The sequence below is a fragment of the Aggregatibacter segnis ATCC 33393 genome, from assembly GCF_000185305.1.
Lineage (GTDB): Bacteria > Pseudomonadota > Gammaproteobacteria > Enterobacterales > Pasteurellaceae > Aggregatibacter > Aggregatibacter segnis.
Map to the genome: position 1 here is coordinate 270,552 of NZ_GL622200.1, position 14,575 is coordinate 285,126.

The following is a 14,575-nucleotide window of genomic DNA, read 5'->3' on the forward strand; positions in this document are numbered from 1 at the left end:
GCACGGAGGGCGCCATGAACCAATTCACCAGCTTACTTGATTCTTTCCGTCCGGAACCTTGGGTATGGGTGCTATTGTTGCTCATTGCTTCCGTGATTCTCTTCATTCGTAACCGCATTCGCATGGACGTCGTCGCTATTTTGGTGATGTTGGCGTTCAGCCTCAGTGGCATTTTAACCGTACAAGAAGTGTTTGCCGGGTTTAGTGACCCTAATATTATTCTGATTGCTTTATTGTTCATTGTTGGGGAAGGCTTGGTACGTACCGGCGTGGCGTATCAAGTGAGTGAATGGCTGTTAAAAGCTTCTCATAACAGCGAAGCCCGAGTCTTAGTTTTCATGATGTTAGCCGTGGCTGGACTGGGGGCTTTCATGAGTTCCACGGGTGTCGTGGCCATTTTCATTCCTGTGGTGCTGATGATTTGTCGCCAAATGAATATCTCGCCAAAACGTTTGATGATGCCACTGAGCGTTGCCGGGCTTATTAGCGGCATGTTGACGTTGATTGCGACAGCGCCCAACCTCGTGGTGAATGCCGAGTTGGTACGCGAAACGGATATGCGTTTGAAATTCTTCGATTTTACGCCTATTGGTTTAGTGATTTTGTTTATGGGGATCGGCTATATGCTGGTTGCCCGTCGTTGGTTAAAGTCCGATAAAGAAAATGAAACCAACAGCATGGATAAACGTTCCATGAGTGATTTAATTCATGAATATGGTTTGCAACAACGCACGCAGCGTTTTGTGGTAAGAAAAGGCTCACCGCTTATTGGTAAAAATCTGGATGAATTACATTTACGTTCTAAATTTGGTTTGAACGTGTTGGCGATTGAACGTTGGAAGCGTTTTCGCCCGATATTTATTGCTGCGCTTGGTTCCTCAGAAGTCCGTGAGAAAGACATTTTATTGATGGATAGCAGCGATCCTGAACTCAATTTGAAAGCATTTTGTCAGGAATATAATCTAGAGCGGGCGGAAATTCGCGCACAGTCTTTTTCTGAACAAGCCAGTTCTATTGGCATGGCGGAATTGATTTTAGTGCCGGATTCCGACTGTATCGGAAAATCGACTGAGGAACTTGCTTTTCGCTCCAAATACGGTTTGAACGTGGTGGGCATTAAGCGTGACGGAGAAGTGCTTGGTGGGCATTTTGTCGAAACTCCCTATAAAGCCGGGGATTTATTGTTGGTGATTGGTGATTGGAAACTCATCCAGCAAATGCGTAGCCACAGCAAAGATTTCTTTGTATTAAATTATCCGAGCGAAATTACTAGAGCGGTGCCGGCGCAAAGCCAAGCGCCTTATGCCTTGTTAAGTATTTTGGTGATGGTGGTGTTGATGGTGACCCGCCTTGTGCCAAATGTGGTGGCTGCCCTCATTGCTTGCTTAATGCTAGGCTACTTCCGTTGCGTAGATAGCAAAAGTGCCTATGATTCGATTCACTGGTCAAGTCTTGTATTGATTGTAGGCATGATGCCATTTTCGTTGGCTTTACAGAAAACCGGCGGGGTGTCGGTGATTGTCGAGTTAATGCTGAATTTAGTTGGCGGCATGGGCAAACATTGGATTTTAATTAGCCTGTTTATTCTCACTGCTGTTGTCGGTTTATTCATTTCTAACACAGCGACTGCAATTTTGATTGCGCCAATCGCCATTACAATGGCACATCAACTCAATTTATCCCCGATGCCATTTGCGATGGTGGTGGCCATCGCTGCTTCAGCCGCGTTTATGACGCCGGTATCATCGCCGGTGAATACCATGGTTTTTGGCCCCGGTGGCTATAAATTTGCTGATTTTGTCAAAGTCGGTGTGCCGTTCACTCTTTTAGTGATGTTAGTGAGCGTGTTTCTTATTCCTTTACTCTTTCCTTTTTAACGTTTAAGGAGAATGTGATGAGTATTTATGATCTGAAACCTAAATTCCAAAATCTATTACGTCCTCTCGTGATAAAGCTGGAACAACGTGGTGTGACTGCCAATCAAGTCACCTTAACCGCGTGTGCCATTTCTGTTATTTTAGGGCTAATTTTGACCGCATTTTCCGGTTATCACTGGCTTTTTATTTTGATTCCTATTTGGTTGTTCGTGCGCATGGCACTTAATGCCATTGATGGTATGTTAGCGCGTGAATTTAACCAAAAATCCCGTTTGGGCGGATACCTGAATGAAATCACTGATGTCGTGTCTGACGCCGCATTATATTTGCCTTTTGCTTTTGTCCATCCTTTTGATACGTTACAAATTGGCTTGATCATTTGGTTGTCGGCATTGACGGAATTTTGTGGTGTGCTCGGGCAAGTGCAAGGAAAAACACGTCGTTATGATGGTCCGTTAGGTAAAAGCGACCGAGCGTTTTTGTTTGGCGTGTTAGGCTTGGTTTATGTTTTTGTTCCGACTTTACCGGATTTTCTCTATTGGCTGCTTTGGATTGTCATCATTCTGTTAATTGTCACTTGTGTCAAACGTGTGAAGTCTGGCTTGGCTGAAGTGGGTAACGAATAGGAGCGTGATTATGTTAGCCAAATTGATCGATTTTCTTTTATGTCGTTTCACCTCCTTTATCACCGGCGTCCGTCCACAAAAAAATGTGGAACAGCAATCCGCGGATAAACATCGTTTGTATTTTGCCAACCATAACAGCCACGGTGATTTTATTTTGTTGTGGGTCTCTTTGCCTTATCAAGTGCGCAAAAACACCCGTCCGGTTGCCGGTGCGGATTATTGGACAAAAGGGCCGATTCGTCGTTTCTTAGCATACAAAGTGTTTAATATGTTGTTGATTGAGCGGGGCGGCGATAACCCGCAAGCCATTACCGAACAAATTAGTGATGCCTTGCAACATCATTCTCTGATTATTTTCCCTGAAGGCACCCGTAAAATGGACGACGATGTGGCGCTACAACCTTTCAAAAGTGGTTTGTATTACATCGCAAAGCAAAACCCGCAATTAGAACTTGTGCCGGTATGGATTAGTAATATGCATAATGTTTTGCCGAAGGGTTTTGTGGTGCCAATTCCGCTGTTGTGCGATTTATATATGGGAGAGCCGCTCTTCTACCGTGAGGCGGAAGACAAAACCGATTTCTTGAACCGAGCCGAACAGGCACTATTAAGTCTAAATTTAACCGAAAAAGGGAAAGCATAATGGAAATATGGCAACTGTTTGGTGGGTTAATCATCACCTTAATTATTGCGTCATCAATCGGTTATGGATTGAAATTCAAAGTCGGCTTTTCCACCCCTCATGCGGTAATTGATAATCTTAACGCACGCATTAATGCCTGGTGGATCATGATTCTGATCATCTTTGCCGCCGCGGCATTGGGATTTTATGGCGTAATCGGGTTATTTTTTGTCATTTCTTTCATGGCATTGCGTGAATTTTTATCATTGCTTTATATTCGTCGTGGCGATCATCTCGCACTTGCCGCTTGTTTTTACGTCATTCTGCCTCTTCAATATTTTTTAGTGGCAATTGACTGGTTCAGTATGTTCACCATCTTCATTCCGGTGTATGGTTTCCTGTTTTTGCCAATCCTTTCCGCCTTGTTGGGCGACACAGCGCATTTCTTAGATCGCTCCACCAAAGTGCAATGGGCATTGATGATCAGTGTCTTTTGTATTTCTCACATCCCGGCAATCCTGACATTAGACATTGAAGGTTTTGAAGATAAAAAACTGCTATTGATGATTTTCTTGATTTTAGTGGTGCAATCCAGTGATGTATTACAATATGTATGGGGCAAGTTGTTCGGCAAACACAAAATTGCGCCAAAACTCTCGCCATCCAAAACCGTGGAAGGTTTTGTAGGCGGTGTCGTCAGCGCCAGTGTGCTGGGTGGCTTGCTTTATTGGCTTACGCCCTTTAACCCGGTACAAGCGGTGTTAATGAGCTTATTAATCTGCCTTATGGGCTTTTTAGGCGGCTTAGTGATGTCCGCGATGAAACGCAGCATGGGGGTAAAAGACTGGGGGAATATGATTAGTGGCCACGGCGGTATGCTAGATCGCATGGATTCCCTTTGCTTTGCTGCGCCAATTTTCTTCCATGTGGTGAGATATTATTGGGCTTAGTAGGATTTTTGTGAGAACGGCTTCTAGCCGGATTTATTGATTAACAAACCTTAAAAATGAGAGAAAAAATGACCGCACTTTTAAAGATTGGGTTGGTGTCTGTTTCTGATCGGGCATCGCAAGGCGTGTATCCGGATCAAGGCATTCCGGAACTTAAACATTGGTTGGAACAGGCGTTGGTGGAGCCTTTTGAGGTAGTCGAACGCCTGATTCCGGACGAGCAACCGGAAATCGAGCGCACGCTATGCAACTTAGTGGATGAAGAACATTGTCATTTGGTGCTCACCACCGGCGGCACCGGGCCGGCAAAACGAGATGTTACACCGGATGCGACACTTGCTGTCGCGGATCGTGAAATGCCGGGGTTTGGCGAGCAAATGCGTCAAGTCAGTTTGCATTTTGTGCCGACAGCCATTCTTTCTCGTCAAGTGGGCGTGATTCGTAAAGACAGTTTGATTTTAAATTTACCGGGGCAGCCGAAGGCGATTAAAGAAACGTTAGAAGGCGTAAAAGATGAAAACGGTAATGTGTTGGTGAAGGGGATTTTTAGCGCCGTGCCGTATTGCTTGCAGCTCATCAACGGATTGTATATCGACACTAAACCGGAAATCATTGCCAGTTTCCGCCCGAAATCAGCACGCCGGAGTTAAATGGGGAGAAAAGTGCGGTCATTTTTGACGGCATTTTTACAGCGCACTAAAACAAAAACGGTATTCCCTTGTTTTGATGGAATACCGTTTTTTGTTTATAGCACAATCATATCATCTCGATGAATGGCGACGGCTCCATATTCATAACCAAGCAGTTGTTCAATATCATGAGACTGTTTACCTTTGATTAATTCCAGTGCATCGCTGTTATAACGTGGCATGCCGAGAGCAATATCTTTGCCTTGTGAGTTACGAATGCGCACAACTTCACCACGGGAGAAACGCCCGCTCACATCAACGATACCCGCCGGTAGCAAGGATTTGTGCTGAATTAACACCGCACTTTGTGCTCCATCATCGATCGTTAGCACGCCTGCTGAGGGGGCGGCGAAGAGCCATTGCTTGCGACTTTCCAATCGATCCGCCTGTACCGTGAATTTAGTGCCGATGGCTTGATCGTATGCTAAATCGACGATGACGTTAGGTTGATTACCCGGCGCAATAATAGTTTCAATGCCAGAACGGGTAGCGACATCTGCTGCGGTGATTTTGGTGGACATGCCACCGGTACCTAAATTTGTGCCGCTACCACCCGCGATAGAACGAATATGATCGGTGATTTTCTCCACGACCGGAATCAATTTCGCCTGTGGATTTTTACGCGGATCGCTGTCAAACAAGCCCTGCTGATCGGTCAATAAATAAAGCTGTTCCGCTTGCACTAAAATTGCCACTAAGGCGGATAAATTGTCGTTATCACCCACTTTAATTTCTGCTGTGGCGACAGCATCATTTTCATTGATAACAGGGATGATGTGATTATCCAATAATGCATGCAATGTATCGCGCGCATTGAGAAAACGTTCGCGATCTTCAATATCCGCACGGGTTAACAACATTTGCCCGATATGAATATCATAAATGGCAAAGAGTTTTTCCCACGTTTGAATCAGCTGGCTTTGACCCACTGCCGCCAATAATTGTTTGGATGCTACAGTAGGTGGTAATTGCGGGTGATTTAAATAATGTCGACCGGCGGCAATGGCGCCTGAAGTGACAATCACTAAACGAAAGCCGGCGCGATGTAATTGTGCCAACTGACGGACGATTTCCATCATGTATGCTAAATTTAATTTGGGTGTGCCTTGGGTTAAGGTGCTGGTGCCGAATTTCACCACAATCGTTTTGTTATTCTGTTGCATACTGACTCCTTGTCAAAAATGCGTTTAAGTTAGCATTAAGCGTGGCAAAAAGCATTAAATTTATCGGGGAAATCCACCGCACTTCAATAGGGGCAGGATGAAATACTGTTGTTCCTTTTAGAAAGTTTTATAATGGGCGGCACAGTCAATTTAGGTAAAAGTATGATGAAAGCAGAACAGATTACTCAGGAATACCAACGAGACGTTACCCGTGTATGCGTAGAAACAGCGTTGTTGTTATTACAACATGGTGTGGAAAGTGCGGTGGTCGTGCAAATGACGCAACGACTTGGTGTTGCGCTTGGGGTTGCCAGCGTGGAATGTGCATTAACCGCTAACGCAGTGATTCTTACCACGCTCACCAACGGACATTGTATTACGACGACCCGTAAAAGTGCCGACAAAGGCATTAATATGCAAATGGTCACGGATGTTCAACGCATTATTATTTCTGCGGAACATGGTATATACGATTTACATCTGGTGAAGAAAAAACTAGACCACCTCAAACCATTAAAATATAACCGTTATTTTGTTGTCTTGATGGTGGGGTTGTCTTGTGCCTCCTTTGCGCATTTATCCGGAGGCGATGCATTAATTAGTCTTATCACTTTCTTGGCTTCCTCTGTGGCGATGTATGTGCGGCAGGAATTATCGAAACGCCATTACAATCCCATGATTGTTTTTTGCATTACAGCCTTTGTGGCGTCATTGATTGCGGGCATGAGTTTGAAATATCAAATCGGCAATGATCCGCAAATTGCCTTGGCGTCCAGCGCGTTGTTGTTGGTGCCTGGATTCCCGTTAATCAATTCACTGGCGGATATTTTAAAAGGCTACGTTAACATGGGGATTAGTCGTTGGGCGGTGGCGACCATTCTCACCTTTGGGGCGTGTTTGGGCATTGTCTTTGCGCTCAGCGTGCTGAACATTACGACTTGGGGGAACTAAGATGGATTGGTTATTTTGGTTACTCGATGATATGTTCTTTGCGGCAATTCCAGCCGTGGGCTTTGCGCTGTTGTTCAATGTGCCGGCTAAAGCACTGAAATATTGCGCGATGCTTGGCGCGTTAGGGCATGTAACCCGTACCTTGTTGCTCCATTGGGATATGCCGATTATTTTTGCCACGGTGGTTGGTGCTGCGCTGATTGGTTTTATCGGGGTTCACCTTTCCCATCGTTATTTGGCCCATCCGAAAGTCTTCACCGTGGCGGCAATTATTCCAATGATTCCCGGCGTGCATGCTTACAAAGCCATGATAGCGATTGTGCAGATTCACCATTACGGTTTTTCTGACGAACTGTTTGCACAAATGATCAATTCCTTTATAAACACCACCTTTATTCTTGGTGCATTAGTTTTTGGGTTGGCGTTGCCGGGCCTGTTGTTCTATCGTGGAAAACCTGTGGTATAGTAACCGCACGTTAAGCCATTAAATAACTTAGGAAAATACATGAATTTAAGCCTAATTGTCGCCATGACGAAAAATCATGTTATCGGTAAAGATAACCAAATGCCGTGGCATTTGCCTGCTGACCTGGCTTGGTTTCGTCAAAACACGACCGGCAAGCCAGTGATCATGGGGCGCAAAACCTTTGAAAGCATTGGTCGCCCGTTGCCGAAACGCACGAATATTGTGCTTTCACGTCAACCCTTCATGCATGAAGGCGTTGTGTGGAAAGCGAGTCTGGAAAGTGCGGTGGATTTTGTGCGCGATTCCGAGGAGATTATGCTGATTGGTGGTGGACAGCTTTTCAAACAATATTTACCGCAAGCCGATCGTCTTTACCTCACTGAAATTCAAACAGAATTGGTGGGCGATACTTTCTTTCCACCAATCGATTGGAATGACTGGTCGATTGAATTTGAACAATACCGTCCTGCCGATGAACAAAATTCTTACGATTGCCGTTTTTTGATTTTGGTAAGAAAGTGATTTTTGCGTAAAAGTGCGGTGGGTTTTCCGTGCGTTTTGATATTCTTCCTCCTTGGTCTGATGTAGGGGGAGGAAGAATACTTGGAATAGGGTTGACGAGCGGGAGCAAAACGGAACGCTCGCCTAAGTGAAAAGAATCCTTATTCCGCCAAGTCTTTTCTAAAGGACACCATCAATTGATCGATTTTAAAATTCTCGGTGTCAATGATTTCAAATTTATAGCGGTCATATAACACAAAATCGGTTTTCTTCGGGATTTTGCGCAACATATACATCATAAAGCCGGCGATGGTCTCATAGTTTTCATCGTGCGGGAAACTTTCGATATCCAAGGCGCGTTTCACATCTTCCAACGGTGTGGCGCCATCAATCAGCCAAGAATCTTCATCACGGCGAATAATTTGTTCTTCTTCACTGGAAACCAATTCGCCCATTACAATGCTCATCACATCGTTTAAGGTCACAATCCCTACGACTAACGCGTATTCGTTGACGATGACGGCGAAATCTTCACCGGTGGATTTAAATAGCTCTAACACTTCATATAAGGACAACGTGTCCGGCACGTACAACAACTTGCGCAATAAGCGGTTATCAGTTAATTGCACTTGTTCTTCTTTTAAAAACAAGGTCAACAAACTGTGGGATTCCACATACCCTAAAATATGATCCAAGCCCTGATCGCAAATCAATAATTTAGAATGAGAGTTTTTCGTTAACGTGTCCAGCACTTGTTGACGGGTGAAAGTGCGGTCTAAAAAGATGATGTTTTCACGCGTGGTCATGGTTGAGGTGACCTTGCGTTGCTGCATATCAAAGATGTTTTCGATTAAATAATGTTCCTGTGCTTTTAACACACCGGCTTCTGCGCCCGCATCTACGACAGCGACAATATCTTCTGATGTCATGCTTTCAACGCGTACGGTGGAAATTCTGAACAGGCGGAACATCACATTCGCCAACGAATCAAAAATCCACACAATCGGTTTTAATAGGATAATGCACAGTTGCATAATGCGTACCGTGCGTAGTGCCACCGCTTCCGGATTGATTAATGCAAGACGTTTTGGCATTAAATCTGCTAATAAAATGAACGAAGCGGTGACAATGATAAAGGCAAGCCAAGATGCAGCACTGTCAACCCAAGGCGCATCGGTATATTGTTGCAGAAACGCTTGTAAATGCACGCTGATAGTTGCTTCGCCAATGACCCCGCCTAAGACGGCAACCATATTTAAGCCGATTTGCACCACCGTAATAAAACGCCCCGGCTGCTCCTGTAATTTGAGCACCATGGCCGCTTTAGTATTTCCTTCGTTAGCCATGTTTTGTAATTTAATACGACGCGCGCCTGCCAATGAAATTTCGGCAGAGGACACGATGGCGCTGACAATAATCAGTAAGATTAAAATTAAAATTGCGCTGAATAAACTCATAAGGTTCTCAATAACTTGATGTAAACGAGACATAAAGTGCGGTTAATTTTGACTGTGTTTTTAACCGCACAAAAGAAATGAAAAAAGAAACCTAATTTTCGCTATCAAACCAGCCGCGAATAAACTGCACGGCAAAGAAGAAGGTAAAGAATAAAAGTACGTAAAGAATATAGCTAAAAATCGGGTGGCTTGGGGTATTGGTTTCCGTTACTTCTTTTACGGATAACGCATTTGGAAACTCATCAAACATGGTCAGACGCCAACCGTAATATTTAATTTCCACGGTTTTTTCTTCATTGCCCAAGGCTTGCGCCAATGCCTGTAAATTTGCTGAGCCGAATTTGAAATAGAACGGAAAACCCCAACGGGTATCTTCGTTGCGATATACCATCACTTTGCCGTTTTCATGTTGCGTATTGATAAAATACACATCGCGGGTCGGGCCGTCTACCGGATTGGCTTTTGTAATCGGCCCGTCTTTATCTACCCGTTTCACCTCAACGCCGGTCACTTTGGTGACATCATAGCTCGGCATCGCATAATTTATCGCCGCAGCAATGCATAAATGAAAAAGAAAAATGACGGAAATAAAAAAATATTTTAAAAATTTTCTCATCTTTTTGTCCTATTGAAATGAGATTGGTTAATTATTGTACCTGAATTTTAAATAAACGCTCGAAGTTTTGCGTGGTGATTTGCGCCATTTCCTCGGCTGAAACGCTTTTCAATGTCGCAATATATTCACACACTTCGCGGGTATATGCCGGTTGATTTTGTTTACCGCGATAAGGCACCGGTGCCAAGTAAGGCGAATCGGTTTCCACCAACAGACGATCCAACGGTAGTTTGCGCACCACATCCCGAAGTTCTTCCGCATTTTTAAAGGTGATAATCCCTGAAATGGAAATGTAAAAACCCAAGTCTAACGCTTGTTTTGCCATGTCATAGTTTTCGGTAAAACAATGCAAAACGCCGCCGCACTTTTCTGCCTGATTGTCGCGTAATAGGCGAATCGTGTCTTCGCGCGCCTCGCGTGTGTGAATGATGACCGGTTTATTTAGCTGGTTGGCCACGTCAATTTGGCTAGCAAACACGGCTTGTTGGGCGGCTTTGTTTTCTGCACTGTAATAATAATCTAAGCCGATTTCGCCGATGGCGATGACTTTTGGATCTTGTGCCAAGCGTAACAAACGCGCGGCATCATAAGGTTCTTCTTCAAAATCCAGCGGGTGCACGCCACAGGCTAAAGAGACGTTATCGAATTTTGCTAATTCCGGATACACTTTTTCAAAACGGCCCAAGGTCACGCCAATCGCTAATAAATGTTTCACATCGCGTGCTTTTGCTTTTGCCACGACATCAGCAATATTTTGATGTAATGTTTCGTAATCTAAGGCATCCAAATGGCAATGGGAATCCACAATAAACATATTTTATCCTTCAAACACTTCAGTAATTAAACGGGTCAGCCCGTCGAGTAAAATCAATTCTAAATTCAACGCCGAATTTGCCGATAAATCTGACCGCACTTTGCCAACAATTTGTGTCGCTTTTAACAATGCCGGTGCAGACAGTCCTTGGCTAAATTGAATGACGCCTTGTTCAATATCCTGACAAATCCAGTCTTCGTGAATATGCAGCTTGTTTTTCAAACTGTCGCTTAAAAAAGCCGACAACCAATCCAGCTGCTGCAAGACAAGTTCTTTAGTAAAAAACGGCAGTAATTCCAAGGGCGAACAACGACGATAGAATAGCCAAAATTGGCGTAAAAATTCCCGTCGTTGCGCCAGTAAATTTTGCTCTAACATGGCAAGTGCGAGCAGTGGTCGAGCATAATTCACCCGAAGTGCGGTCAATATATCGGATGTTTCGGCGGATGTTTGTGATTGCAACCACTGTAATGCCGTGACTGTGTCCGGTGGTAAGAGGTTCCACACTTGGCAGCGACTGTAAATGGTTGGCAACAACGCCTTTTGCATATCGCACTGCAAAATGAAATAGGTGTTCGGACGAGGCTCTTCCAGTGTTTTTAAAATGGCGTTGGCAGCGGCTTCCGTCAGACGATGTGCCTGTTCGATATAAACGACTTTATTGCCGTTTTGCTGCGCATGCTGCGTCGCTTGTTCGTTCATGGCACGAATTTGATCCACGCCGATGTCTTTGTTATCAATGGGCGAGATAGGCTGGAAATCCGGGTGGCTGTTGGCTTGCATTAAATGGCAAGCATGGCATTCGCCACAAGCCTCCGCCCCGTTGGGTGTTAAGCACATCAGACGTTTTGCCAACGCGGAGCAAAGTTGCTCTACACCAAGGCCGTCATCGGCGCGAATCAGCAGGGCGTGGTGCCCTAAAGCCTCATCAAAAGCCTTTGTGATTTTGTGATAAGTTGGCGTCAGCCAAGGGGTTAAAAGGCTCATTTTGATAGCGAAATCCACCAATTTTTGACCGCACTTTTAATGTCTGCCTGCACTTGCTCAATGGATTGTTCCGCATTGATCATCACGGCTTTCGGATTGTCTTTTACCAATTCTAAATAACGGGCACGGGTACGGTGGAAAAAATCCAGATGTTGTTGTTCGATACGATCCAGCTCACCTCGTCCACGGGCGCGGGCTAAACCGACGGCTGGATCAATGTCTAAATACAGGGTCAAATCCGGTTCAAAATCGCCCAATACGATTTGTTTTAAATGCGTTAAAAAAGCAGCTCCCAACTGGCGGCCACCGCCTTGGTACGCTTGTGACGACATATCATGGCGATCCCCAACGACCCATTTGCCTTTGGCGAGGGCGGGCTTAATGACATTATCCACTAATTGAATTCGGGCAGCATATAACATCAACAATTCGGCTTTGTCTGTGACCGGCTCTTCTGTTTCATGTTTAATGAGGTGACGTAATTTTTCTGCTAACGGTGTGCCACCGGGTTCGCGGGTGAACACGACATCATTAACACCCAATTCCTTTAAGGTATCCACGACACATTGATGGGCGGTACTTTTGCCCGCGCCTTCCAAGCCTTCAATCACGATAAATTTGCCTGCCATATTATTTTCCGTTTTGTTGGCGGTACCAGCGTAAATATTCCTGCACCGCTTTATTGTGTTCATTCAAGTTTCGACTGAATTTGTGACCGCCCGTGCCGTCGGCAACGAAATAATAAAATTCCGTTTGCGCAGGATGCGCCACAGCTTGTAATGCATCTTCGCTTGGCATGGCAATCGGCGTTGGCGGTAAACCATCAATCACATAGGTGTTATAAGGGGTCGGCGTTTCTAAATCTTTTTTACGAATATTACCGTTGTAATCCTCCCCCATGCCGTAAATCACTGTCGGATCGGTTTGAAGCTTCATTTTGGCTTTCAAACGATTGATAAACACCGATGCCACTTGAGGGCGCTCTGCGGCGATGCCGGTTTCTTTTTCTACGATAGACGCGAGAATCAACATCTCGTAAGGATTTTCTAAGGGTAAGTCCTTATCGCGCTCATTCCAGGCTTTATCTAAGGCTTTTTTCATGCGTTCTGCAGCGCGTTGCAACAGTTCTAAGTCGGTAGAGTTCGGCGTGTAATTATAAGTGTCCGGATACAACCAACCGTCGATTTTCATCCATTCATCAATGGCTTTTGAGACTTTTGGCAGTGCCAATAACTGGAAAATCTCTTGTTCGGATTTATCTTTTAAGGTCTGTTTTAAGTGCGGTGCGTTTTCGAGGCGTTTTCGCCAATTTTTAAAGGTGTTGCCTTCAATAAATTGCACGTTAAATTGCGCTTCTTTGCCTGAGTTGAGTAATTTCAGCAAATCTTCTACGGTTTTCACATCATCCAACAAATAAGTGCCCGCTTTCACTTTGCTCAATTTCGGGTGCAATTTTAAGGCCCAAGGCAATAATGCGGCACTGTCCAAAATACCTTCTTGCTCTAACAACGTGACTAATTTATTACCGGTTGTGCCACGTTCTACGGTAAGAAGTTGATCCTTTTGTACATTGACGGGTTGTTGTACAAACTGTTCTAGTTGTTGATATCCCCAAAAGCCGGCGCCTGCCAATAAGGCAACGAGGAACAAAAGAAGGAAGAAAAATTTTTTCATATGCGTGATCGTGGCGTTGTGAAAGACGTTGTAAAAATGATGATAAAAGTGGCGGGATTATAGCACGAAATTGTGTTTTTTATCGAAAAAGAGCCTTGTCGAAACAAGGCTCTGATACGCAGGATTATTTATTTTCATGGGCACTGTCAGAATCACCGAGCAACAAGGCGTACTTCACGGTTGTTGGGCTAGCTTCTAAGGCAATTTTGAGTGCCATGGTGAGCGGCACAGACAGCAACATTCCTACTGTTCCTAGCAACCATCCCCAGAACAACAAAGACAGGAATACCACCAACGTGGAAAGCCCCAATTTTTTACCCATTAATCGAGGTTCAAGCACATTGCCGATAATCATGTTGATGGCAATGACACCGATAATGACTTCTAAGCCCACCACAAAACCGTTGAGTAACAATGCCTGTACGATAATCGGAATGGCAGCGATAATTGAGCCGATATTGGGAATGTAATTGAGCAGGAAACTCAGTGTTGCCCACAAAATCGCATATTGCACACCGACAATTTCCAATAAAAGCCAAATGCAAATAGCGGTTAACAAACTCATCATGGTTTTTACGCCAAGGTAGCTGATAACGCCTTGTAGAATACGATCTAAATAACGTTCTTGTTGGCTGATTTCCTTCGAGTCACTGCTAAATACCACGGCAAATTTGTGTTTAGCATAAGGGGCTTCCAACAACATGAAAATCACGACTAACACCAACACGAAAATATTGGTGACCACGCCGGAAAAACTGAGAAAAACACGACGCACAAAATTCATGATCACGCTTGGATCGAAATGCTCCATGATGCTTTTTTCGGAAATATCCAACGGGATTTTCAGACTTTGTGAAAGTGCCACTAGGCTATTAACCCGTTCGCCTAATAATTGGCGATATTGCGGGATCGATTGGCTAAATTCTTGGATTGTGCTGTTAATTAAGCCGAACAGAAAGAAAAAGACGATTAAAGTCAATGCTAACAACAAGCCAATAGCGAGACCGTAGGGCACTTTTTTCTTGGTCAGGTAATTGAGTGACGGCGAGCAAATAATCGCGATAAACAGCGACAGTAAAAATGGCACGACAATTTCTGAGGCCGCTTTAATACCGGCTAAAATAATCACGATAGCAGCACAGGCGACCAGTGCTTTTACTAAAGAAGCGTGTTTTTCCATTA

16 protein-coding genes are annotated in these 14,575 nt (G+C 44.5%); 8 read left to right on the plus strand and 8 right to left on the minus strand.

Annotated elements, in window-relative coordinates; genetic code table 11:
- The first annotated feature begins 14 nt into the window (after positions 1–14).
- The 5 genes from HMPREF9064_RS07980 (at position 15) to mog (ending at position 4,725) form a co-directional block, all read left to right on the plus strand.
- Positions 15–1,877 carry an SLC13 family permease gene (locus HMPREF9064_RS07980; protein WP_006716888.1) on the plus strand — a complete coding sequence of 621 codons (1,863 nt, stop codon included), beginning with the start codon at positions 15–17 and terminating at the stop codon, positions 1,875–1,877.
- Between the two features lie 17 nt (positions 1,878–1,894).
- Positions 1,895–2,503, plus strand: a complete 609-nt coding sequence (locus HMPREF9064_RS07975; RefSeq protein WP_006716890.1) for a CDP-alcohol phosphatidyltransferase family protein — start codon at positions 1,895–1,897, stop codon at positions 2,501–2,503.
- A 10-nt stretch (positions 2,504–2,513) separates the two neighbouring features.
- The gene (locus HMPREF9064_RS07970) at positions 2,514–3,146 is read left to right on the plus strand and encodes a lysophospholipid acyltransferase family protein (protein ID WP_006716891.1); all 633 of its coding nucleotides are present in this window, start codon (positions 2,514–2,516) and stop codon (positions 3,144–3,146) included.
- Complete coding sequence (locus HMPREF9064_RS07965) at positions 3,146–4,075, plus strand: phosphatidate cytidylyltransferase (RefSeq protein WP_006716893.1); 930 nt, start codon at positions 3,146–3,148, stop codon at positions 4,073–4,075. Before HMPREF9064_RS07970 ends, HMPREF9064_RS07965 begins: the two co-directional genes overlap by 1 nt.
- Positions 4,076–4,143: 68 nt before the next feature.
- On the plus strand, positions 4,144–4,725 hold the full coding sequence (gene mog, locus HMPREF9064_RS07960; RefSeq protein WP_032997757.1) for a molybdopterin adenylyltransferase: 582 nt from the start codon (positions 4,144–4,146) through the stop codon (positions 4,723–4,725).
- Positions 4,726–4,820: 95 nt separating this feature from the next.
- Here mog and proB read toward each other — a convergent pair whose 3' ends face one another.
- Positions 4,821–5,927 (minus strand): glutamate 5-kinase, encoded by a 1,107-nt coding sequence (gene proB / locus HMPREF9064_RS07955; protein WP_006716901.1) that lies wholly within the window; start codon positions 5,925–5,927, stop codon positions 4,821–4,823.
- Positions 5,928–6,092: 165 nt separating this feature from the next.
- Between proB and HMPREF9064_RS07950 the strand changes: the two genes are divergently transcribed.
- From HMPREF9064_RS07950 to folA, 3 genes are read left to right on the plus strand one after another with little or no spacing between them, the layout of a single operon-like run.
- The gene (locus tag HMPREF9064_RS07950) at positions 6,093–6,878 is read left to right on the plus strand and encodes a threonine/serine exporter family protein (RefSeq protein WP_081456142.1); all 786 of its coding nucleotides are present in this window, start codon (positions 6,093–6,095) and stop codon (positions 6,876–6,878) included.
- A gap of 1 nt (position 6,879) precedes the next feature.
- Complete coding sequence (locus HMPREF9064_RS07945) at positions 6,880–7,344, plus strand: threonine/serine exporter family protein (protein WP_006716906.1); 465 nt, start codon at positions 6,880–6,882, stop codon at positions 7,342–7,344.
- 39 nt (positions 7,345–7,383) lie between these two features.
- Positions 7,384–7,866, plus strand: a complete 483-nt coding sequence (gene folA / locus HMPREF9064_RS07940) for a type 3 dihydrofolate reductase (RefSeq protein ID WP_006716908.1) — start codon at positions 7,384–7,386, stop codon at positions 7,864–7,866.
- A 140-nt stretch (positions 7,867–8,006) separates the two neighbouring features.
- Here the strand turns inward: folA and HMPREF9064_RS07935 are convergent, their stop codons facing one another.
- The 7 genes from HMPREF9064_RS07935 to HMPREF9064_RS07905 all read right to left on the minus strand — a co-directional run bounded on the left by HMPREF9064_RS07935 (position 8,007) and on the right by HMPREF9064_RS07905 (position 14,573).
- Complete coding sequence (locus HMPREF9064_RS07935; RefSeq protein WP_032998080.1) at positions 8,007–9,302, minus strand: polyamine export protein PaeA; 1,296 nt, start codon at positions 9,300–9,302, stop codon at positions 8,007–8,009.
- A gap of 91 nt (positions 9,303–9,393) precedes the next feature.
- Complete coding sequence (locus tag HMPREF9064_RS07930) at positions 9,394–9,918, minus strand: DUF1523 family protein (protein WP_006716911.1); 525 nt, start codon at positions 9,916–9,918, stop codon at positions 9,394–9,396.
- A gap of 31 nt (positions 9,919–9,949) precedes the next feature.
- Positions 9,950–10,732, minus strand: a complete 783-nt coding sequence (locus HMPREF9064_RS07925) for a TatD family hydrolase (RefSeq protein WP_006716913.1) — start codon at positions 10,730–10,732, stop codon at positions 9,950–9,952.
- 3 nt (positions 10,733–10,735) lie between these two features.
- Positions 10,736–11,719 carry a DNA polymerase III subunit delta' gene (locus HMPREF9064_RS07920; protein WP_006716915.1) on the minus strand — a complete coding sequence of 328 codons (984 nt, stop codon included), beginning with the start codon at positions 11,717–11,719 and terminating at the stop codon, positions 10,736–10,738.
- Positions 11,716–12,348 (minus strand): dTMP kinase, encoded by a 633-nt coding sequence (gene tmk / locus HMPREF9064_RS07915; protein ID WP_006716917.1) that lies wholly within the window; start codon positions 12,346–12,348, stop codon positions 11,716–11,718. The genes HMPREF9064_RS07920 and tmk overlap by 4 nt, the downstream gene beginning before the upstream one ends.
- Position 12,349: 1 nt before the next feature.
- Complete coding sequence (gene mltG / locus HMPREF9064_RS07910; RefSeq protein WP_006716918.1) at positions 12,350–13,393, minus strand: endolytic transglycosylase MltG; 1,044 nt, start codon at positions 13,391–13,393, stop codon at positions 12,350–12,352.
- 124 nt (positions 13,394–13,517) lie between these two features.
- Positions 13,518–14,573, minus strand: coding sequence for an AI-2E family transporter (locus HMPREF9064_RS07905; RefSeq protein ID WP_006716921.1), 1,056 nt, complete (start codon positions 14,571–14,573; stop codon positions 13,518–13,520).
- Between the last annotated feature and the right edge of the window lie 2 nt (positions 14,574–14,575).